This window comes from Streptomyces aurantiacus JA 4570 (assembly GCF_000414115.1).
Classification (GTDB): Bacteria; Actinomycetota; Actinomycetes; order Streptomycetales; family Streptomycetaceae; genus Streptomyces; species Streptomyces aurantiacus_A.
This window is the reverse complement of the sequence record NZ_AOPZ01000176.1, coordinates 38,087-59,692: the sequence shown is the minus strand read 5'-3', so window position 1 is coordinate 59,692 and position 21,606 is coordinate 38,087. Positions and strand designations below refer to the sequence as shown.

At 74.4% G+C, this 21,606-nt stretch carries 14 protein-coding genes; 13 read left to right on the top strand and 1 reads right to left on the bottom strand.

Annotated features, from left to right (window positions below; genetic code table 11):
• Window positions 1–1,027: isochorismate synthase (locus STRAU_RS18505; RefSeq protein WP_037660289.1), on the top strand; the 1,027-nt coding region annotated here is incomplete at its 5' end.
• Window positions 1,028–1,076: 49 nt separating this feature from the next.
• Here STRAU_RS18505 and STRAU_RS44450 read toward each other — a convergent pair.
• Complete coding sequence (locus STRAU_RS44450; RefSeq protein WP_016641883.1) at window positions 1,077–1,352, bottom strand: hypothetical protein; 276 nt, start codon at window positions 1,350–1,352, stop codon at window positions 1,077–1,079.
• On the opposite strand from STRAU_RS44450, the gene STRAU_RS18500 reads away from it, so the two are divergent.
• The 12 genes from STRAU_RS18500 (at window position 1,296) to STRAU_RS18450 (ending at window position 21,592) form a co-directional block, all read left to right on the top strand.
• Entirely contained in the window at window positions 1,296–2,717 is a 1,422-nt protein-coding gene (locus STRAU_RS18500) for a (2,3-dihydroxybenzoyl)adenylate synthase (RefSeq protein ID WP_310592258.1), read from the top strand. The two genes, STRAU_RS44450 and STRAU_RS18500, sit on opposite strands and share 57 nt — an antisense overlap.
• 38 nt (window positions 2,718–2,755) lie before the next feature.
• Window positions 2,756–3,469 carry an isochorismatase family protein gene (locus tag STRAU_RS18495; RefSeq protein WP_310592257.1) on the top strand — a complete coding sequence of 238 codons (714 nt, stop codon included), beginning with the start codon at window positions 2,756–2,758 and terminating at the stop codon, window positions 3,467–3,469.
• The gene (locus STRAU_RS18490; RefSeq protein WP_016641881.1) at window positions 3,466–3,705 is read left to right on the top strand and encodes a phosphopantetheine-binding protein; all 240 of its coding nucleotides are present in this window, start codon (window positions 3,466–3,468) and stop codon (window positions 3,703–3,705) included. The genes STRAU_RS18495 and STRAU_RS18490 overlap by 4 nt, the downstream gene beginning before the upstream one ends.
• Entirely contained in the window at window positions 3,702–4,550 is an 849-nt protein-coding gene (locus STRAU_RS18485; protein WP_016641880.1) for a siderophore-interacting protein, read from the top strand. The genes STRAU_RS18490 and STRAU_RS18485 overlap by 4 nt, the downstream gene beginning before the upstream one ends.
• Before the next feature lie 106 nt (window positions 4,551–4,656).
• Window positions 4,657–5,652: an ABC transporter substrate-binding protein gene (locus STRAU_RS18480; protein WP_016641879.1), complete on the top strand. Its 996-nt coding sequence runs from the start codon at window positions 4,657–4,659 to the stop codon at window positions 5,650–5,652.
• On the top strand, window positions 5,649–6,671 hold the full coding sequence (locus STRAU_RS18475; protein ID WP_016641878.1) for a FecCD family ABC transporter permease: 1,023 nt from the start codon (window positions 5,649–5,651) through the stop codon (window positions 6,669–6,671). The genes STRAU_RS18480 and STRAU_RS18475 overlap by 4 nt, the downstream gene beginning before the upstream one ends.
• 11 nt (window positions 6,672–6,682) lie before the next feature.
• Window positions 6,683–7,681 (top strand): FecCD family ABC transporter permease, encoded by a 999-nt coding sequence (locus tag STRAU_RS18470; protein WP_016641877.1) that lies wholly within the window; start codon window positions 6,683–6,685, stop codon window positions 7,679–7,681.
• Complete coding sequence (locus STRAU_RS18465; protein ID WP_016641876.1) at window positions 7,678–8,463, top strand: ABC transporter ATP-binding protein; 786 nt, start codon at window positions 7,678–7,680, stop codon at window positions 8,461–8,463. The genes STRAU_RS18470 and STRAU_RS18465 overlap by 4 nt, the downstream gene beginning before the upstream one ends.
• A 1-nt stretch (window position 8,464) precedes the next feature.
• A complete protein-coding gene (locus STRAU_RS18460; RefSeq protein WP_016641875.1) occupies window positions 8,465–15,436 on the top strand; it encodes a non-ribosomal peptide synthetase in 6,972 nt (2,323 codons plus the stop codon).
• A 47-nt stretch (window positions 15,437–15,483) separates the two neighbouring features.
• On the top strand, window positions 15,484–18,693 hold the full coding sequence (locus tag STRAU_RS43670; RefSeq protein ID WP_016641874.1) for a condensation domain-containing protein: 3,210 nt from the start codon (window positions 15,484–15,486) through the stop codon (window positions 18,691–18,693).
• On the top strand, window positions 18,690–20,120 hold the full coding sequence (locus STRAU_RS18455) for an MDR family MFS transporter (RefSeq protein WP_016641872.1): 1,431 nt from the start codon (window positions 18,690–18,692) through the stop codon (window positions 20,118–20,120). The genes STRAU_RS43670 and STRAU_RS18455 overlap by 4 nt, the downstream gene beginning before the upstream one ends.
• 392 nt (window positions 20,121–20,512) lie before the next feature.
• On the top strand, window positions 20,513–21,592 hold the full coding sequence (locus tag STRAU_RS18450; protein ID WP_016641871.1) for a 3-deoxy-7-phosphoheptulonate synthase: 1,080 nt from the start codon (window positions 20,513–20,515) through the stop codon (window positions 21,590–21,592).
• Window positions 21,593–21,606: the final 14 nt, after the last annotated feature.

The window sequence follows — 21,606 nt, the reverse complement described above, 5'->3', positions numbered from 1 at the left end:
GGGCGTCCTCGACGCGGCCGCCGCGGCGGGGATGCCCGAGCCCGTCGTCGCCGGGGCCGTCGGGTTCCGTCCGGAGGCGGAGAGCGGCCTGGTCGTGCCCTCCGTGGTGCGGCGCGCCGCCGCCCCCGCGGGCGTGCGGGCCCCCGACGCGGAGTCCGGGACGGCATGGACGGTCACCCCGCGCCCCGAGCCCGCGCACTACGCCGAAAGCGTCCGCCGCGCACTGGAGTTGATCGGCCGCGGCGACCTGAGCAAGGTCGTGCTGGCCCGCTCCCTGGAACTGACCGCCGACACCCCGGTGTGGGTGCCCGCGCTGCTCGCGCGTCTCGTGCGGGCGGACCCGGCGGCGTACGCCTTCGCCGTCGACGTCACGGCGCCGGGCGACCCCGCCCCGCGCACCCTGGTCGGAGCCAGCCCCGAGCTCCTCGTGTCCCGGCGCGGCACGACCGTCGTAGCCAACCCGCTGGCGGGCTCGACGCCCCGGTCGGGCGACGAGGCCGTCGACCGCGAGCGGATCGCGCGGCTGCGCGACTCGGCCAAGGACCTCGGCGAACACGCCCACACCGCCGCCCAAGTGGCCGAGGTGCTCGGGAAGTTCTGCGTCGACCTGGAGGTGCCCGCGCGGCCCGAGGTGATCGGCACGCCGACGATGTGGCACCTGTCCACGCGGATCACCGGACGCCTCGCGGACCCGGCCGACCCCGCCTGCTCGGCCCTCGGACTCGCCGAGGCGCTGCACCCGACCCCCGCGGTCTGCGGCGTGCCCGGCACCGGCGCGCGCGAGGCCATCGCGGAGCTGGAACCGGAGGACCGCGGCTACTTCGCGGGCATGGTCGGCTGGACCGGTCTCGACGGCGACGGCGAGTGGGCGGTGACGATCCGCAGCGCCGAGGTGTGCGACCGGACGGTGCGGCTGTTCGCCGGGGCCGGGATCGTCGAGGGCTCGGAGCCCGACGCCGAAGTGGCCGAGACCGGCGCGAAGTTCCGCACGCTGCTGCGTGCGCTCGGCGCGGAGGACGTGGCGTGAGCGCGAACCACGGCGTCCACACGCCCTGGCCGCCGGAGGTCGCCGCGCGCTACCGCGCCGCCGGCCACTGGCGCGGGCAGACCTTCGGGGCGCTGCTCACCTCGCTGGCCGCCGCGTACGCCGAGCGGACCGCGGTCGTCGGCAGGGGCATCCGGGCCACGGACACCCGGGCCACGGACACCCGGGCTACGCCGACACCCGGACCACCGACACCCGGACCACCGACACCCGCTGGACCTTCGCCGAACTCGACGAGCGCGCCCACCGGATCGCGGCGGGCCTGGTCGATTCCGGGCTCGCGCCCGGCGACCGCGTCGTGCTGCAACTGCCCAACATCCCGGAGTTCCTGCCGGTGGTGTTCGGGATGTGGCGCGCGGGCGTGCTGCCGGTGTTCGCGCTGCCCGCGCACCGGCACAGCGAGCTGCGGCACTTCGCCGCGCACAGCGAGGCCGCCGCCATCATCACCGTCGGCGAGCACGAGCGGCACGACCACGCCGCGACCGCCCGCGCCGTCGCGGCCGAGGTGGACTCCGTACGGCAGGTGCTCGTGGTCGGGTCGGACGAGTTCGACGCCCTGGCCGCGACGGCGCCGCGCGAGCTGGCAGACCCCGACCCGGAGGGCGTGGCGTTCCTGCAACTCTCCGGCGGCAGCACCGGGTTGCCCAAGCTGATCCCGCGCACCCACGACGACTACCTCTACAGCGTCCGGGAGAGCGCCCGGATCTGCGGCCTCCGCCCGGACAGCGTCTACCTGGCCACGCTGCCCGTGTCGCACAACTACCCGCTCAGCTCGCCGGGCGTCCTCGGCGCGCTGCACGCGGGCGCGGCCACCGTCATGGCGCCGCGGCCGGACGCCGACACCGCGTTCCGGCTGATCGAGGCCGAACGCGTCACGATCACCGGGGTGGTGCCGCCGCTGGCCGCCGCGTGGACGCAGGCCGCGGCCCGTACCGACCGTGATCTCTCCTCCCTTGAGGTCCTGCTGGTCGGCGGGGCCAAATGCGGGCGCGAGCTGGCCGAACGCATCGGCCCCGCCCTCGGCTGCAAGCTCCAGCAGGTGTTCGGGATGGCCGAGGGCCTGGTCTGCTACACCCGCCTGGACGATCCCGAGGAGATCGTGCTCGGTACGCAGGGCCGCCCCATCTCGCCCGACGACGAGATCCGCGTCGTCGACCCCGAGACCGGAGCCGACGTGGCGCCGGGGGAGACGGGCGCCCTGCTGACCCGCGGCCCCTACACGATCCGCGGCTACTACCGGGCCGACGAGCACAACGCCACCGCGTTCACCCCGGACGGCTTCTACCGCACCGGCGACCTGGTGCGCCGGGCGCCCGGCGGACAGCTCGAAGTCGTCGGCCGGGCCAAGGAACAGATCAACCGGGGCGGCGAGAAGGTCGCGGCCGAGGAGGTCGAGAACCACCTGATGGCCCATCAAGGCGTGCTCGACGCCGCCGTCGTCGCGGTCCCGGACCCCTACTTGGGGGAGCGGACCTGCGCGTACGTCGTGCCCGCCGCGGGCGCGTCGCCCACCGGCCCCGAACTGCGCAAGTTCGTGCGCGAGCGCGGGGTCGCCGCGTTCAAGGTGCCGGACCTCGTCGAGGTCGTCGAGGAGTTCCCGGTGACCGGCGTCGGCAAGACCAGCAAGCGCGAGCTGAGGGCGGCCCTGGCTGCGCTCGCTCGGAAGCAGTGATGAAGCAGTGATGAAGCAGTGATGAAGGAGTGATGAGCGTGTCCCTGCCCGAGATCCGGCCCTATCCGCTGCCCGCGGCCGCCGAGCTGCCCGCGGGGCGGGTGGACTGGCGGCCCGATCCGGCCCGCGCGGCCCTCCTCGTCCACGACATGCAGCGGTACTTCCTGGCCCCGTACGCCGGGGCGCCGGTGCCCGAGGCGACCGCGAACATCGCGCGCCTCGTCGCGACCGCCCGCGAGCGGGGTGTCCCCGTGTTCTACACCGCGCAGCCCGGCAGGCAGGACCCCGCGGACCGCGGACTCCTCACCGAGTTCTGGGGCGACGGCATCGGCGCGGTGATCGACGCCGACCCGCGGGCCGCGGACATCGTGGACGCGCTCGCCCCGGCCGAGGCCGACACCGTGCTCGTCAAATGGCGCTACAGCGCGTTCCAACGCAGCACGTTCGCCGAGCAGTTGGCCGCGCTCGGCCGCGACCAGCTCCTGATCACCGGTGTGTACGCGCACATCGGCCTGCAGGCCACGGCCGTCGAGGCGTTCATGCGCGACGTCCAGCCGTTCCTGGTGGCCGACGCGGCCGCCGACTTCTCCCGCGAACGCCACGACCAGGCGTGCGCGTACGTCGCCGAGCGCTGCGGCGTCGTGACCACCACCGCCGAGGCGCTCACCGCGCTCACCTCCGCGGAAGCCCTCACTTCCGAGAAGGCCCGCCCCGCCGCGAAAGCCCCCACCCCCGCAGGAGCCGCCCGATGAACCAGACCCTGTCGCCCGAGCGCGTCCGCGCCGACGTCGCCGAGCTGCTCGGCTGCGACCCCGCCGACATCGGGCCCGATGACAACCTCTTCGACCTCGGCCTGGACTCCGTACGGATCATGACCCTTGTCGAGCGCTGGCGTACCGAGGGCGCGGCCGCGCTGGAGTTCCCCGACCTGGCCGAGCAGCCCGAACTCGCGCACTGGACAGCGTTGTTGACCGGGGGCACCGCATGAGTCTCGTCGACCACCGGCACCGGCACCTGGAACGGATCGCGGAGGTCCGCGCGGGCCGCGAGCCAGAGAAGGTGGGCTACCCGATCCGCATCCGGCAGACCGAGGTCGTACGCACCGCCATGGTGGGGGCCGGACTGCTGCGGGTGACCCTCGGCGGGCCCGGTGCCGAGGGCTTCGAGGCGCACGCGCCGGACGAGCACGTGAAGCTGATCTTCCCCGAGCCGGACGGATCGCTGCGGCTGCCCGAGCCGAACGGGACGATGCTGCGCTGGCCGCGCCCCGCGGGCACCTCGCGGGAGTACACCGTGCGCCGCTACGACCCCGTCGCCGCCGAGATCGACATCGACTTCGCCCTGCACGACGGCGGCCTCGCCTCCGACTGGGCGCGCGCGGTCGAGCCGGGCGCCGTCGTGCACGTCGCGGGGCCGCCCGGCGGGCTGATCGTCCCGCACGCCTACGACCGCTATGTGCTCGCGGGCGACATCACGGCGCTGCCCGCGATCGCCCGGTGGCTGGAGGAGCTTCCCCGGAGCGCGCGCGGCTGGGCCTTCGTCGAGGTCGCCGACGCGGCGGAGGAGATCGAACTGTCCGCGCCCGAGGGCGTCGAGGTGCGCTGGCTGCACCGCGGCGACCGCCCGGCCGGCACCGGCGACGTGCTGGCACGCGCCGTGATGGCGGTGACCGTGCCCGAGAACGAGCGGGCGTACGTGTGGGCCGCGGGCGAGGCCGGGCAGATCAAGCCGCTGCGCCGCTGGGTCCGCGACGAACTGCGCCTGGAGAAGGCCGACCACGACATCACGGGCTACTGGAAGCGCGGCGTCGCCGACTTCGACGACGACCACTGACCGGATTTCCCGCCGACAAGGCCGCGCAGCGGCGCGAGCCCTGCCTGACGGCGCCGTACGCAAACAGCGTCGTACCCGAACACCCCTGAAAAACAAGGAGCATCACATGTCCCTACGCAGATCCTCGGGCCTGGTCGGCGCCGTGGCGCTGGCCCTCGCCCTGACCGGATGCGGATCGTCCGACAGCAAGTCGGACTCCTCCGGGAAGGGCAAGACCCGGGTGTTCGCCGCGGACAACGGCAAGATCAAGATCCCGGCCGACCCGAAGCGCGTGGTGGCCACCGGCTATGCCGTGCCCGTCATGATCGAGGCGAAGGCGCCGCTGGTCGGGATCTCGTCGTGGAAGCGCGGCGAGCCGATGATGAACAAGAAGGACCTCGCCACCTACAAGAAGACCCCCAAGGTGGCGGGCGAGCTGGCGACCGAGACCAACTACGAGGCCATCGCCGAGGCCGAGCCCGACCTGATCGTCATCGGCGTGCCCGCCCCGGTGCTGGGCGACATCGACGTCAAGCGTCTGGAAGGCATCGCCCCGGTCGTCGCGATCGGCCCGACCGTGCCGTCCATGTGGCGCGATCAGTCCCGCCGGCAGGCCGACGCCGCGGGCGCGCTCGAGCAGTTCGACTCCGTCAAGGCGACGTACGACGCCAAGGCCGCCAAGCTGGCCAAGAAGTACAAGGACGTGCTGCCCCAGCTCAAGATGGGCCACGTCGGCGCGTACGGCGAGACCGCCAAGGGCACCTTCCAGCGCGAGTTCGGCAAGTCCTGGGGCACGAACATCGCCGAGGACGCGGGCGCGAAGTACTACGGCAAGGTCAAGAAGAAGGGCCCCGGTTCGCGCGCGGTCAGCGAGTACCCCTCGCTCGAGGAACTCCCGGAGTCGCTCGGCAAGGCCGACGCCATCACGTACTCGGTCAACCCCGACGGCAGCGTCCCCGAGCCGGTGAAGTACGTCATGGACTCGAAGCTGTGGAAGAACCTGCCCGCCGTCAAGGCGAAGAAGACCTTCCCGATCCGCTACACCGAGGCCGCCACCTACGGGCAGGGCACGCAGACCCTGGACGCGATCGACAAGTCGTTCGCGCCGCTCCTGAACCGGTGACCGTCGCAGGCCGCACGTCCGAGGCGGCGGGAGAGAGGCGGGCCGCGCCACAGATCGGCCTGCTCGTCGGCGGGCTCGTGCTGCTCGCGGCGGTCGCCGTGGTCAGCATCGGCGTCGGCGCGCGCTCGATCTCGCCGGCCGAGGTCGTGCGCGCCCTGCTCGACTACCGGGGCACCGACGACCACGTGGTCGTGCGCGACGTCCGGGCGCCCCGCGCGCTGCTCGCCATCGCGGTGGGCGCCGCCCTCGCGGTCTCGGGCGCGCTGATCCAGACGCTGGCCCGCAACCCGCTGGCCGAGCCCGGCATCCTCGGGGTCACCGCGGGCGCCGGGTTCGCCATCACCCTCGGGTCGGGGCTCGGCTTCGCCGCCGGGCAGGCGGGCCAGCTCGGCTCCGCGGTCGTCGGCTCGGTGCTCGCGGCGCTCCTCGTCACCGCGGTCGGGCGCCGCTCCCCGCTGCGCCTTGTGCTCACCGGCGTGGCCCTGACGGCGGTGCTCAGCGGCGTCGCCCTCGGCATGCGGCTGATGCTGCCGGACACGTTCGACGCGTACCGCTTCTGGTCGGTCGGGTCCCTCGCGGCCCGCGAACAGGCGCCGCTGGCCTGGCCGTTGACGGCGATCGGGGTGTGCCTGCTCGGCGCGCTGCTGCTGAGCCGCGCGCTCAACGCCCTCGCCCTCGGCGAGACCGTGGCGCACACCCTGGGCGCGGGCGTGGGCCGGGTGCGGGCCATGGCCCTTGTCCTGATCACCGTGCTCAGCGGGGCGGCGACGGCGGTGGCCGGGCCGATCCTGTTCGTCGGTCTGATGGTGCCGCACCTGGTCCGCAAGCCCGCGGCGGGTTCGGTGCCGTGGCTGATTCTGTACGCGATGGTGCTCGGCCCGATCCTGCTGCTGATCGCCGACATGGGATCGCGGGTGCTGCTGCCCACCGGTGAGGTGCCGGTGGCCGTCGTGACCGCGTTCCTCGGTGGACCCATGCTGATCTGGGCCGTGCGCCGCTATGGGGCGGGGTCGCTGTGAGCACACTCAAAATGGCCGGCACGCTCGGATGGCGGGTCGAACGCCGCACGGTGACGCTCGTGGCGGTCCTCGTCGTCCTGATGCTCGCCCTGGGCCTGACCGGCCTCTGCTACGGCACGTCCTGGTCCACACCCCGCGAGGTGTTCGCCGTGCTCAGCGGGGCGGAGCCCTCCGTGGTGATCTGGGACTGGCGGATGCCGCGGGTGCTCGCCGCCCTCGTCTTCGGCGCCGCGCTCGGCGTGGCCGGGGCGCTCTTCCAGAACCTCACCCGCAACCCGATGGGCAGCCCGGACGTCATCGGCCTCGACGCGGGCGCGTACACCGGCGCCCTGGTCGCGATCACCGTGCTCTCGGGCGCGTCCGCGCAGCTCGCCGTCGGCTCGGTGCTCGGCGGCCTGGTCGTCGCGGCCGTGATCTACGTCCTCTCGTACGACCGGGGCTTCTCCGGCCTGCGCCTCGTGGTGATCGGCATCGCGGTCAACGCGATGGTGACGGCGCTCAATTCGTGGATCGTGCTCCGCGCCGACCTGGAGGTGGCGATCGCCGCGGTCGGCTGGAGCGCGGGCTCGCTCAACGGCGTCGGCTGGGACGACCTGGGGATCCCGTTCACGGTGATCGGCGTGCTGCTCGCCCTGATGGCGACGCGGGCGCACGCCATGCACCAGGCGTCCCTCGGCGACGCGATCGCGGTGACCACCGGCGTCGGGCTCGACCGGCTGCGGCTCCTCATGGTCCTCGTCGGCGTGGGCTGTACGGCCACGGTGACCGCGGTGGCCGGGCCGATCGCGTTCATCGCGCTCGCCGCACCGCAGATCGGCCGCCGGCTCGCGGGCGCGGCCGGGGTGCCGCTGCTCCCGGCCGCGCTGACCGGGGCGGTGCTGCTCCAGGGCGCCGACCTCATCGCCCAGATGCTGCTCGCACCCGTCGCGCTGCCCGTCGGCGTCGTGAGCACCGCCATCGGCGGCTGCTACCTGATCTGGCTGTTGACCAAGGAGGTGGGGCGCGCGTGACCGCACGCCTGACCGCGCGGGAGATCACCCTGCGCTACGGAGACCGGGTGGTGTCCACACGGCTGAGCCTCGACGTCCCCGACGGCGCGTTCACCGCCATCGTGGGGCCCAACGGCTGTGGGAAGTCGACCCTGTTGCGCGCTTTCGTACGGCTGCTGCGCCCCGCCGACGGGCAGGTGGAGCTCGACGGCCGAGAGGTCGGCGGCTACCCCGCCAAGGCCCTGGCCAAGCAGCTCGGCTTCCTGCCGCAGGACCCGCAGGCCCCCGACGACATCAAGGTCCGCCAACTGGTCGGCCGGGGACGGTTCCCGTACCAGTCGCTCCTCGCCCTGTGGTCGAAGCAGGACGAGGAGGCCGTGACCGGGGCGATGGCCGCCGCCGGTGTCACCGACCTGGCCGACCGGCCGGTGCAGGAACTGTCCGGCGGACAGCGGCAGCGGGTCTGGATGGCCATGGTGCTCGCCCAGGAGACGCCCTACCTGCTCCTCGACGAACCGACGTCCTTCCTGGACATCACCCACCAGTACCAACTGCTCGGCCTGCTCGCCAAGTTGCGCGACCAGGGCCGCACGGTCATCGCCGTCCTGCACGACATCAACCAGGCGTGCCGGTTCGCCGACCACCTGGTCGCCATGAAGGACGGCCGCGTGGCCGCCGAGGGCGACCCCACGGACATCGTGGACGCCGCGCTGATCAAGGACGTGTTCGACCTGCCGAGCGTCATCGTCCCCGACCCGGTGACGGACACGCCGATGGTCGTCCCCACCCTGCAAGGAGAATGAGTTGAGCACCGCACCGCTCGCCCTGACCGGCGCCCAGGTGGGCATCTGGAACGCGCAGCGCCTCGAACCGGACTCGCCGTACTACGTGGTCGGCGACGTGGTGGAGATATCCGGTGCCGCGCCTGTGGACGTCGACGCCTTGGTCGAGGCGGTCCGGGCCACCACCGAGGAGGCCGAGACGCTGCGGCTTCGGGTGTACGACACCCCGGACGGGCCGCGCCAGGCGGTCAGCGACGAACCGGTCGAGCCGCCCCGGGTGGTCGACGTCAGCGGCGAGGCCGACCCCGTGGCCGCGGCGAACGCGCTCGTCGAGGCCGAGCGGGCGCGGGTGGGGGAGGCGTGCCGGGGGATGGTCGACCGGCCGTTGTACGCCCGTACCGTCATCCGGCTCTCCGAGCACGAGGTCTGGTACACGCAGCTCGGCCACCACCTGATCTTCGACGGCTACACGGCGGCGATGCTCGCCCGCCGCACCGCCGCCCGCTACACCGCCCTGGTGCGCGGGACCGAGCCGCGGCCCTCGGCCTTCGGCTCCTTCGCCGACCTCGTCGCCGCCGACCGGGCCTACCGGGACAGCGACCGGTGCGCCGAGGACCGCGCGTACTGGGTCGAGCGGTTCACCCCGCTCCCCGACCTGGGCGACGCCGACACCGCCGCGGGGCCGCCCGACCGCACCCTCACCGCCCGCACCGTTCTGCCGCCCGAAGAGCTGGCCCGGCTCCGCGAGTTCGCCGACCGGGAGGGCGTCACCTGGGGCGAGGCCCTCATCGCCGGGTACGCCGCGTTCCTGCACCGCGTCCTCGGCCGCACCGACGTGGTGTTCGCGCTGCCGCTGATGTGCCGCACGGGCTCGACCGAACTGCGCACCCCCGCCATGGCCGTCAACGTGCTGCCCATGCGGGTGACCGTGCGCGGCGGCGACGGACTCGGGGAGCTGAGCCGACGGGTCGCCGCCGCCATGAAGGAGATGCGCGACCACCAGCGCTACCGTGGCGAGGATCTGCCGCGCGACCTCGGCGTGCCCGGCGCGGGCGCGCTGCTGCACGGACGCGGGATCAACCTCAAGGCGTTCGACCTGGCGATCGACTTCGCCGGGGCCACCGGCGTGATGCGCAACGTCGCGGGCGGCCCGCCGGAGGACATGGGCCTGAGCGTCCTGCCGACCCGTGACGGCGGGCTCCTCCTCGGCTTCGAGGTCGACGCCCGCACCAGCGACCAGGCCATGGTCGACGCCAAGTTGTCCGGCCTGCGGTCCCTGCTGTCCGGGCTCACCGAGGGCCTGTCCGTCGGACGGGTCGCCCTGGCCGACGACGTGGAACGGCTCCTCGCGGAGTGGTCGCCGCCGGCCGTGCCCGGCACGCCGGTGGACGTACCGACCGCCCTCGACGCGATGGCGGCCGCCGATCCCGGGCACACCGCCCTCGTGTGCGGTCCCGACCGGCTGTCCGCCGCGGAGCTGGCGGGACGGGTGCACCGACTCGCCCGTGCGCTGCGGGCCCGCGGGATCGGGCCCGACGACGTCGTGGCGCTCGCGCTGCCGCGCTCGGCGGACTCGGTCGTCGCCCTCCTCGCGGTCATGGACGCGGGCGCCGCGTTCCTGCCCCTGGACGCGGCGCACCCGGCGGAGCGGCTGCGCGAGTTGATCGCCGACACCCGCCCGGCGCTGGTCCTTGCCGACGGTGGTCTTTCGGCGCTGGTGCCGACCGACGGTGCGATCACCACGCTGCCCTGGGCCACCCTCGTCGACGAGGCCGCCGGCCTCTCCGACGCCCCCCTTCGGGCCGACGAACTGGCCGCGCCCCGCCACCCCGAGCACCTCGCGTACGTCATCCACACCTCCGGCTCGACCGGCCGCCCCAAGGGCGTGCTCGGCCGCGTCGGCGGTCTCGCCGCGCTCCTGCACCACCAGCGCTCCACGGTCGTCGCGGAGACCGAGGGGGCCACGAGGGCCACGGGCAGGCGGCTGCGCGCCGCCCACACCTACTCGTTCGCCTTCGACTCCGCGTTCGAGCACCTGGTGTGGCTGCTGTGCGGGCACGAACTCCACGTGTACGACGCCGAGACCAGCCGCGACGCCGACGCCCTGCTCGCCGCGTACGCCCGCGACGGCATCGACATCATCGACACCACGCCGTCGATGGCCGCGCCGCTGATCGACGGCGGCCTCCTCCGGCGGCCCGCGCCCGCGCTCCTCGTACTCGGCGGCGAGGCCACCCCGCCCGCGCTGTGGCGACGGGTCGTCGAGTCGGGCGTGGCCGCGCGCAACATGTACGGGCCGACCGAGGCGACCGTCACCAGCACCACCGCGCGGATCGCCGCAGGTGAGCCGACGATCGGCCACCCCCTCGCGGGGACCCGTGTCCGCCTCCTGGACAGCGCGCTCCAGCCCGTACCGCACGGCACGCCGGGCGAGCTGTACCTGGCCGGGCCGCACCTGGCCCGCGGCTACCTCGGCAGACCCGGAGCGAGCGCCGAGCGCTTCGTCGCCGACCCGTTCGGCGCGCCGGGTGAGCGGATGTACCGCACCGGCGACCTCGCCCGATGGGTGCCCGGACGCGGCCTGGAGTACCTGGGCCGCGGCGACGGACAGGTCAAGATCCGTGGCCATCGGGTGGAGACGGGCGAGGTCGAGGCCGCGCTCGGGGCGGTGCCGGGCGTGACCGCGGCGGCCGCCGCGGTGCGCTCGTCCCGCTTGGTCGGATACGTCGTGGCCGCATCCGCATCCGCATCCGCACCCGCTTCTGATTCCGCCCCCGCCTCTGCCTCCGCCCCCGTCACCGGTGACGCGGTGCGCGCCCACCTCGCCGAGCGTCTGCCCGAGCACATGGTGCCCGCCGCCGTGGTGGTCCTCGACGCACTGCCCGTCACACCCAACGGCAAGCTCGACCGCGCCGCCCTGCCCGCGCCCGCGTCCTCCGGCGGAGGCAACGGCCGGGAGCCGCGCACCGAGCGGGAACGGCTGCTGTGCGCCGTCCTCGCCGACGTGTTCGAGGTCGAACGGGTCGGCGTCGACGACGACTTCTTCGCGCTCGGCGGAGACAGCATCACCGCGATCACCGTCAGCAGCAGACTGCGCGCCCAGGGCGTCGAACTGCGGCCGCGGGACCTCCTCGCCCGCCGCAGCTTCGCCGCTCTGGCCGCCTCCGCCGACGTGGTGGCCGACGCCCCGCAGGAGTCGGACGACCCGACCGGGCCGGTGCCCGCGCCACCGATCGTGCGCGGACTGCTCGACCCGCACCCGGACGTCGACACCGTCGCCGGCTACGCCCAGTGGACCGCCCTGCGTGTCGCCGAACTCGCGTACGACGACCTGGTCATGGGCGTACAGACGGTCCTCGACCACCATGACGCGCTGCGGTTGCGGGCGGACGACGGCGCGCTGGAGGTCCTTCCGGCCGGGGACGTACGGGCCGTCGTCAACGAGTTCCACGGCGAGGACGCGACCGCCGTCGCCCAGCGCCTCGCCGGGCAACTCGACCCGCGCTCGGGCGACTTGGTGCGCGTCGCGCTGCTCCGTACCGGCGACGGCACGCCGGACCGGCTTGTCGTCGTCGTACACCACCTCGCCATGGACGGAGTCTCCTGGCGCGTCCTGCTGCCCGACCTGCACACGGCCTGCGCGGGCGGCTCGCTCGCCCCGGCCGGCGCGTCCTGGCGGCGGCACGCGCTGCTCCTCGCCGAGCAGGGCGCGTCCGGCGCGCGACGCGGCGAACTCGACCACTGGCGCACCGCGTTGGGCTCCGCGTCCCGTCTGGGCGCCCGTCCGCTGGACCAGACGCGGGACACGGTGTCCACCGCCCACCGCTCCGTCACCGTCGCCTCGCCCGAGGTCACCGAGGCGCTCCTGACCACCCTGCCCGCCGCCTACCGCGCCGGTGTCGACGAGGTGCTGCTCGCCGCGCTCGTGCTCACTCTGCGCGAGTGGGGCGTGAGCGGCGACGCGGTGACCGTCACGATGGAGGGCCACGGCCGCGAACACCTCGATCTGGCCCGTACGGTCGGCTGGTTCACCAGCGAGTACCCGGTGCGCGTGCCGACGCCCGGCGACGTGGGACGGGTCCTCCGCGCGGCCAAGGAGGCCAGGCGCGGCGTCCCCGACGGCGGCGTCGGCTACGGCGTCCTGCGCTCCCTCGACCCGGTGGCAGGCGCCGAGCTGTCGGCCACCCCGCCGCCGGACGTGCTCCTCAACTACCTGGGCCGGTTCGCCCCACTGACCGGAACCGGATGGCGGCTGCCGGAGCGGGACGCCTTCGCGGTGACCGAGCCCGACGCCAAGGCCCTGGAACAGGTCCTCGCCCTCAACTGCTTCGTCCACGAGGAGGGCGCGCCCCGCCTCGCCGTCGAGTGGACGGCCGCGACCGAGGTGCTCGGCACCGACGCGGTGGCGGCCCTCCAGTCGGCCTGGGCCGCGTCGCTGGACGCGCTGGCCGCGCACGCCCTCCACACCCCCGGCGGCCTCACCCCCTCCGACCTGCCGCTCGTCGACCTCGACCAGGCCGCCATCGACGCCCTCGAACGCACCGGCCGCATCGCCGACGTACTGCCCGCCACACCCCTCCAGGTCGGCCTCTCCTTCCACACCCTGGTCCGCGACGAGGACGCCACCGATGTCTACGTCGTCCAGGCCGTGACCACCCTCGTCGGCGACCTCGACCCGGACCGGATGGCCGAGGCAGCCCACGAACTCCTGCGCCGCAACCCGGCGTTGCGTGTGTACCTGGGCACGGCCGGGGACGACGTGGTGCAGGTGATCCCCGCCGACGTGACCCTGGAGTGGCGGCAGGACGACCGGTTCGACGAGGCTGTCCGTACCGAGTTGGAACGAGCGTTCTATCCAGAGCGGCCGCCGTTGATCCGCTTCCTGCTGTCCCGCGTCGGCCCGGCCGAGCACAAGCTGGTGATCACCAATCACCACGCCCTGCTCGACGGCTGGTCCATGCCGCTGGTCGGCCGCACCCTGCTCGCGATCTACGCCGAGCTGGGCGGCGGCCCGGCCGCGCCCGTCGCCCCGCACCTGCCGGAGTACTTCCGCTGGCTGGCGGGCCGGGACCACAAGGCGTCCCTCGCCGCGTGGCAGCACGCCCTGGCCGGCGTCGACGAAGCGACCCGCCTCGCACCCGCGGCCACCGGGACCGGCGTCGAGCGGCCCGGCCGCGTCGGCGTGGGACTCGGCCAGGAGTTCAGCGACCGGCTGCGCGCGTTCGCCCGCGAACAGGGCGTCACCCTGACCACGGTGCTCCAGACGGCCTGGGGCCTGCTCCTCGGCAGGCTCACCGGGCGCCGCGACGTCGTGTTCGGCTGCCCGGTGTCGGGGCGCCCCGCCGAGGTCGACGGCGTCGAGTCGATGATCGGCCAGCTCGGCACCACCATCCCCGTACGCGTCCGGCACACCCAGGACCGGACCGCGCGGGACCTGATGGCGGACGTACACGCCGAGAGCGTGGCCCTCGCCGAGCACCACCACGTCGGCCTGCCCGAGATCCAGCGGGCCGTGGGCATCGGTGAACTGTTCGACACGATGCTGGTGATGGAGAACTTCCCGCTGTCCAGCCGGAAGCGCACTCCCCTCGCCCCCGGCCTCGACCTGGCCGGCGTGGACATCACCGACGCCACCCACTACGCGCTCACCGTCATCGTCATCCCCGACGACGAGATCACCATCGGCCTCGGCTACCAGCCGGGCGCCTTCGCCGAGGCGACCGTGCGCGACTACGGCCGCTGGCTGCTCAACCTGCTGCGGGAGATCGTCGACGACCCGGCGCGCCCCGCGATCCGGCTGCCCGCCCTCGACCCCGACGAGCGGCAGCGGATGCTGCGCACCGGCACCGAGATCGTCTCGGCCAAGGAACGCGGCCACTGGCTGGAGGAGTTCGCCGCCTGGGTGCGCCGCAAGCCGGACGCCGAGGCCCTGGTCTGCCGCGACCGCAGCCTGTCCTACGCCGAGCTGGACGGGCGGGCCAACCGGCTCGCCCACGCCCTGATCGCGCGCGGCGTACGGCCCCAGGACCCGGTCGCGGTCCTGCTCGGACGGGACGTCGAGATGACAGTGGCGCTGTTCGGCGTGGCCAAGGCGGGTGCGGTGTACGTCCCGTTGGACCCGAGCTATCCGCGCGAGCGCCTCGCGTACATGCTCGACGACATCGCCCCGGCGGCCGCGGTGACGACTGGCGCGGTGGCGGGGGCTGGGGTGACGACCGGCGCGGAAGTGCTCGCCGACCGCGAGCTCCCGGTGCTGCGCCTCGACGACCCGGCGACGCTCGCGTCCGCCCCCGACACCGACCCGGCCGACGCGCGCGCCAAGCTCACCGACGACGCCCTCGCGTACGTCATCTACACCTCCGGAACCACCGGGCGCCCCAAGGGAGTCGGCGTCACCCACCGCGGCGTGCCCGACCTCATCGCGCTGCAGGAGGAGGTCGTCGGGATCACCGAGCACGACCGGTATCTGCACTTCGCCTCGACCAGCTTCGACGTCGCGTTCTGGCAGACCATGGTGCCGCTGCTGTCCGGCGGCACGTCCGTCATCGCGCCCGAGGAGGTGCGCGTACCCGGCGACGAACTCCTCGACTACATCGTCGAGCACCGGGTGACCGGGGTGAACCTGCTGCCGTCGTTCCTCGCCGCGATGCCCGACGACCGCACCGTCGACCCCGACGTGTTCTTCGTCGTCGGCGCGGAGCGACTCGACCCCGCCCTCGCGCGGCGCTGGGGCGCCGGCCGCAAGGCGCTCTTCAACGCCTACGGCCCCACCGAGGTCACCATCAACTCCGTGACCTGGCACTACGACCCGGACGACCCCGGGCCGCTGCCGATCGGCCGCCCCGACCCCAACGTCCGCGCCTACGTCCTCGACGGCGGACTCCAGCCCGTCGGCGTCGGCGTGACGGGCGAGCTGTACCTCGGCGGGCCCAGCCTGGCCCGCGGCTACCTCGGCCGCCCCGGGCCCGCGGCTACCTCGGCCGCCCCGCCCTGACCGCGTCGGCGTTCGTCGCCGACCCGTACAGCGCGCCGGGAACGCGGATGTACCGCACGGGCGACCTGGTGCGATGGCGGGCGGACGGGCAACTGGTGTTCCTGGGCCGCGTCGACCACCAGGTCAAGGTCCGCGGCTTCCGCGTGGAGCTGGGCGAGATCGAGTCCACCCTCACCCGCCACCCCGACGTGCGCGCCTGCGCGGTGATCGTGCGCGAGGGCAGGCTCGTCGGCTACGTCATCCCGACCGACGGCGCCGACCTGGACACCGCGAGCGTACGCGCGTACGTCGCCGGGGAACTGCCCGACCACATGGTGCCCACGGCGCTCGTACCGCTCGACCGGCTGCCGCTGAGCCCCAGCGGCAAACTCGACGCGGCCGCGCTGCCCGCCCCCGAGACCGCCGCCGCCGCGCGGCGCGAGCCGGCCACCGAGGCCGAAGCGGTGCTGCTCGGCGTGTTCCAGGACGTCCTCGGCCGCGACGACATCGGCCCCGACGACGACTTCTTCGCCATCGGCGGCGACAGCATCGTGTCGCTGCAGGTCGTGTCCCGGGCCCGGCGCCGGGGGCTCGGTCTCACCGCGCGCGACGTGTTCGAGGGCGAGACGGTCGCCGGGATCGCGGCGCGCGCCCGCGCCCTCGGCGACGGCGACGGCGACGCCCCGGCGGTCGGTGACGCGCCGCTGACACCGATCATGCGGGATCTGCTGCGGCGTGCGGGGACCGCCGCGGACGGTTTCTGCCAGTGGGTGGAGATCTGCGTGCCGGCGGGCGGGGACGAGGCGCGCTGGCGGGGGGTGCTGGACGCGGTGCTGGCGCGGCACGACGTGCTGCGGGCCCGCCTTGCCGGTGATGTGTCGCGGGACGGCCTTGCCGGTGGTCTGCCGCGGGACGGCCTTGCCGGCGGCGTGCTGCGCGTACCGCCGGTCGGCGCCGTGACCGGGGCCGACGTGCTGACCTGCGTACGGACGGAAGGAGATCCGCGTACCCAGGTCGATTCCCACATCGCCGCCGCCCGCGCGTCGATGGACCCCCGCACCGGCCCGCTGCTGCGCGCGGTGTGGGTGGACGCCGGGCCCGAACGGCCGGGCAGGCTCGTCCTGATCGCCCACCACCTGGTCGTCGACGGAGTGTCCTGGCGCGTCCTGCTCGACGACGTGGAGCACGCCTACGGCGGCGGGACCCCGGCCCGGCACGGCCAGTCGTTCCTCGGCTGGGCGCGCTCGCTGCGCGACGCCGACCGGCGGGCCGAACTGCCGCACTGGCAGCGGATGACCGCCACCCCGGCGCTCACCCGGCCGCTCGACCCCGCCCGGGACACCGTGGCCACCGCGGCACACCACGAGATCCGGCTCGACGCCGACCCGACCCGCGCCCTGATCGCGACCCTGCCCGCCGCCCACCGCACCACGCCGGACGCCGTGCTGCTCACGGCGCTCGCCCGCGCGGTACGGGACTGGCGCGGGACATCGCAGCTGTTGGTGGCACTGGAGAGCCACGGCCGCCCGACGCGGGTCGACCTGTCCCAGACCGTCGGCTGGTTCACCGCCGTGCACCCCGTACGCCTCGACGCCGACGACGACGTGAAGGCGGTCGCGGAGCGGCTGCGCGCCCAGGGCGACGGCCTCGGCCACGGCATCCTCACCGCGGCGGGGCTGCTGGACCCCGTGGTGCCCGAGGTCGCCTGGAACTACCTCGGACAGTTCCCCGGCGCCCCCGCCGAGGAGACGCCCTGGCAGGCGCCCCCGGACGCCGACCCGCTCGGCTCCGGCGGCACCGGCGAACTGCCCCTGCCGCACAGCCTGATGGTCAACGCGCTGGTACGCGACGACACACTCGGGGTCCGGATCACCTGGCCGTCCGCGCTGTTCACCGCCGCCGAGATCGAGGAGCTGGGGGAGCGGCTGCGGGCCGCGTTGCTGCGGACCGCCGCCGCGCCGGAGATCCGGGCGCTCGACGCCCTCGACCGCGACCGCGCGGTCGCCGAGGTGCAGCCGCTCACTCCGCTGCAGGAGGTGATGCTGCGGCACTCGCGCGCCGAGCGCCCCGACCCGTACACCGTGCAGTCGGCGTTCTCCCTCGCCGGCGCGCTCGACGTCGACGCGCTGCGCGCGGCCGGCGCCGACCTGCTGGCCCGGCACCCGAACCTGCGCGCGGTGTTCCCCGCGGCCGGCTTGGCGGTGATCCCCGAGTCGGCCCGGCCGGAGTTCCGGGTGGTCGACGGGGCGGCGGGGTCCGATGGGCCCGGGCCCGCCGAGGAGGTCCTCTCCGCCGAGGAGATCCTCGCGGCCGACCTGGCCGAGCCGTTCGACCTCGCCGAGGGCCCGCTCGTCCGCCTGACCGTGATCCGCCGCGGCCCCGAGCTCGCCGACCTGGTCCTGACCACGCACCACGTGCTGTCCGACGGCTGGTCGGCGCCGCGCATCCTCACCGAACTGTTCGCCCTCTACACCGCACGCGTCCAGGGCCGGGAGCCGGACCTGCCCGCACCGGTGCCGTTCGCCGACTACCTGAACTGGCGCGCCGAGCACGAACCCGAACTCGGGGTGTGGGCCGCCGAGTTGGACGGCCTGCCCGAGGGCAACCACCTGGTGGACGGCGCCGCCGAGCCCGGCGCGGCCTGGCAGGAGCCCGAGCTCATCGAGTTCGACACGGCCCTCGTGTCCGACCTCACCGACCTCGCCCGGCGCCGCGGCCTGACGCTCAACACGCTGGTGCAGGGCGCCTGGTCGGTGCTGCTCGCACGCCGCTCCGGCCGCGCGGACGTCTGCTTCGGCGCCATGGTCGCCTGCCGTCCTCCGGAACTGGAGGGCGTCGAGGAGATCATCGGGCTCCTGGCCAACACCGTTCCCGTACGCGCACGACTCGGCGGCACCCTCGCCGAGACGCTCGCCGGCCTGCAGGCCCGCCAGCGGGCGCTGGTCGAGCACCAGCACGTCGCCCTGCCCGACCTGGAACAACTCACCGGACGCCGGAGGCTGTTCGACAGCCTCGTGGTGTTCGAGAACTACCCGGTCGACCCGGACCGCCTCCGCGAACCCGCCCCCGGCCTCACGGTCGTCGGCACTCGCTTCCGCGAGGCCACGCACCACCCCGTGACCCTGACGGTCATGCCGGACGGCGACGGCTGGACGGGCGTGCTCGCCCACCGCGCCGGGGTGGACGTCGCCGGTCTCGCCGAGGAACTGCGGGACCTGCTCACCAACTTGGGCGGCCACCTCGACAAGGACGTACTCGATCTCGTGGAGCACCGATGACCGAGAAAGTCCCGGACGCTCCGGCGGCGAAGAAGGCAGCCGCGCCGCCGGCCGAACGGATCGACGGACAACTCCTGCGCATCGCGTTCATCCTGGTCCTAGGCACCTTCATGGCCACCGTGGACGCGACGATCGTCAGCGTCGCAATGGACACCCTGGCCGGCGACTTCGGCGCCTCCGTCACCGAGATCCAGTGGGTCTCCACGGCGTACCTGCTGGCTGTCGTCGCCGCCGTACCCGCGTCCGGCTGGCTGGCCGACCGGTTCGGCGGCCGCCGGACCTGGCTCGCCGCGGTGGGGGTGTTCCTGCTCGGCTCGCTGCTGTGTGCGCTGGCCTGGTCGGCGACCAGCCTGATCGTGTTCCGGGTGATCCAGGGCCTCGGCGGCGGTCTCCTTCCCGCGACCGGGCAGGCACTCCTCGCCCGCGTCGCGGGACCGGGCCGCACCGGGCGGGTGATCAGCGTCGTGGCGGTCGTCCCGCTGCTGTCTCCCGTACTCGGCCCGCTGGTCGGCGGCTCCCTCCTCGCTGTGGCGTCGTGGCCGTGGCTGTTCCTGGTCAACCTGCCGATCGGCGTGGTCGCGGTGCTGCTGGCCCGTCGGTACGTGCCCGACGTACCGCCGTCGACCCGGCGCACGCCGTTCGACCTGCGGGGGGCCGCGCTGCTCTCGCCCGGCCTCGCCGTGCTGGTGTTCGGCCTGACCGAGGTCTCGCACCACCGCACCCTCCCGGCCGCGATCGGCGTCTCGGCGGGCCTGGCGATGCTGGCCGCCTTCACCGCGCACGGGCTGCGGACCAGCCGGGCACCGCTGATCGACCCCCGCCTCTTCGCCCGGCCGCCGTTCGGCGCCGCCGCTCTCGCGCTGCTGGTCCTGGGCGCGTCGGTGTTCGGCACGATGTTCCTGCTGCCGCTGTACTTCCAGACCGGCCGCGGCCTTTCGCCGTGGGAGGCCGGACTGCTGCTCGCCCCGCAGGGGTTGGGCGCGGCGGCCGGGTCGGTCCTCGTCAACCGCACCATCGACAAGGTCGCCCCCCGGACCCTGGTGGTCACCGGCATCGCGCTCATCGTCGCGGGCACGGTCCCGTTCACCCAGCTCGGCCACGAGCCCCCGGACGCCGTGATCGCCGCGGCGCTCGCCGTCCGGGGCGTCGGGATGGCCATGATCGGCGCGCCCGTCATGAACATCGTCTACAGCCGCATCGAGCCCGAACACCTCCCGCGCGCCTCGGGCGCGCTGAACCTGCTCAACACCGTCGGCGGCTCGGTCGGCACCGCGGCGCTCGCCGTGGTCCTGCAGGACCGGCTGACCGCCCGCGGCCCGGACATCTCGTGGGCGTTCGCCGACACCTTCTGGTGGGTGCTCGGCCTCTGCCTGCTCGCCGCCGCCGGGGCCACGAGGCTGCCCCGCACTCACGTCAGGAACCCATGATGCACCCCCTGCCCACCCCCACCACATCCGATCCCATCCCCACCCAACTGACGGACCTGGCCGCGGACCAGCCCGCGCACGCAACGGGCCGACCAGCAACGGCCCAGTCGTCAACGGCCCAGTCGGCAACGGCCGAGCCCGCGCCGGCACCGGCCGACTTCGCCGGGGCCCAGGCCGTGCCCGCCCCGCGTGCCCGCCCCGCCCGGGTTGGCCGCAACCAAGCCCGAGCCGGCACCGGCCGACCTCGCTGGGGCCCAGGCCGTGTCCACCCCGCCCGGGTTGGCCGCATCCAAGCCCGCGCCGGCACCCGCCGACTTCGCCGGGGCCCAGGCCGTGCCCGCCCCAAGCCCACGCCGACACCGGCCGACCTCGCCACGATTCAGCCCCTGGTCGTGCCGAGGCGCCTCGCCGCAGCTCGCCCTCTGTCCTCCCCGGCGCCCCTCGCCGAAGCCCACCCCCTCCCTTCCCCGGCCGAACTCGCCGCGGCCCACCCCCTGTCCGGGGCGACCGCCGAAGCCATCGCCCAGCACCGCGACACCGTCGCCGCCGTCCTCGCCCGCCGGGACCCCCGCCTGCTCGTGGTCGTCGGTCCCTGCTCGGTCCACGACACCTCCGCCGCCCTGGAGTACGCGGACCTGCTCGCCACCGCCGCCCGGCGCCTCGGCGACGACCTGGTCATCGTTCTGCGTGCCTATCTGGAGAAGCCCCGCACCATCACCGGCTGGACCGGCCTGCTCGCCGCCCCCACCCTCGACGGCAAGGGCGACCTGGCCACCGGCCTGAGACTCGGCCGGTCCTTCCTGACCGAGGCGGCCGCCACGGGCCTGCCCCTGGCCTACGAGTTCGTGGACCCCGCCCTCGCCCCGTACGTGGCCGACACGGTGTCGTGGGCAGCCATCGGCGCGCGTACCGTCGCCAGCCAGCCCCACCGCCACCTGGCCTCCTGGCTCCCCATGCCGGTCGGCATGAAGAACTGCGTCTCCGGCCGTCTCGACACCGCGGTCGCCGCCATCCAGGCCGCCGCCCACGCGCACACCCTGCCCGCCGTCTCCTCCGACGGCCGCCTCACCACCCTCCAGAGCACCGGAAACCCCGACGCCCACCTGGTCCTCCGGGGCGGCCCGACCCCCAACTACGACAAGGCGAGCGTCGCGCAGGCCCGCTCGGCCCTCACAGCGGCCGGCCTGCCCCAGCGCATCGTCGTCGACGCCTCCCACGGCAACAGCGGCAAGGACCACAACCGCCAGCCGACCGTAGTCGCCGACCTCGCCGAGCAGATCTCCCAGGGCGACTCCTCCCTCGCCGGCGTCATGATCGAGTCCTACCTCTCTGACGGCAGACAGGACCCCGAAACGGCGCATCCCCGCCCCGACCTCAGCGTCACCGACGCCTGCCTCAGCTGGTCCCGCACGGCCCCGCTGCTCGACACCCTCGCCCTGGCCTCCCGCCGCCGGAGCCGCCTCGGCGGATGAGCCAGCCCCGACCC

Bases quoted from the DNA above. Each gene is read 5' to 3' on its own strand.
- STRAU_RS18485 (WP_016641880.1), top strand. From the start codon at position 3,702: ATGAGTCTCGTCGACCACCGGCACCGGCACCTGGAACGGATCGCGGAG.
- STRAU_RS18490 (WP_016641881.1), top strand. From the start codon at position 3,466: ATGAACCAGACCCTGTCGCCCGAGCGCGTCCGCGCCGACGTCGCCGAG.
- STRAU_RS18455 (WP_016641872.1), top strand. From the start codon at position 18,690: ATGACCGAGAAAGTCCCGGACGCTCCGGCGGCGAAGAAGGCAGCCGCG.
- STRAU_RS18470 (WP_016641877.1), top strand. From the start codon at position 6,683: ATGGCCGGCACGCTCGGATGGCGGGTCGAACGCCGCACGGTGACGCTC.
- STRAU_RS43670 (WP_016641874.1), top strand. From the start codon at position 15,484: ATGTACCGCACGGGCGACCTGGTGCGATGGCGGGCGGACGGGCAACTG.
- STRAU_RS18480 (WP_016641879.1), top strand. From the start codon at position 4,657: ATGTCCCTACGCAGATCCTCGGGCCTGGTCGGCGCCGTGGCGCTGGCC.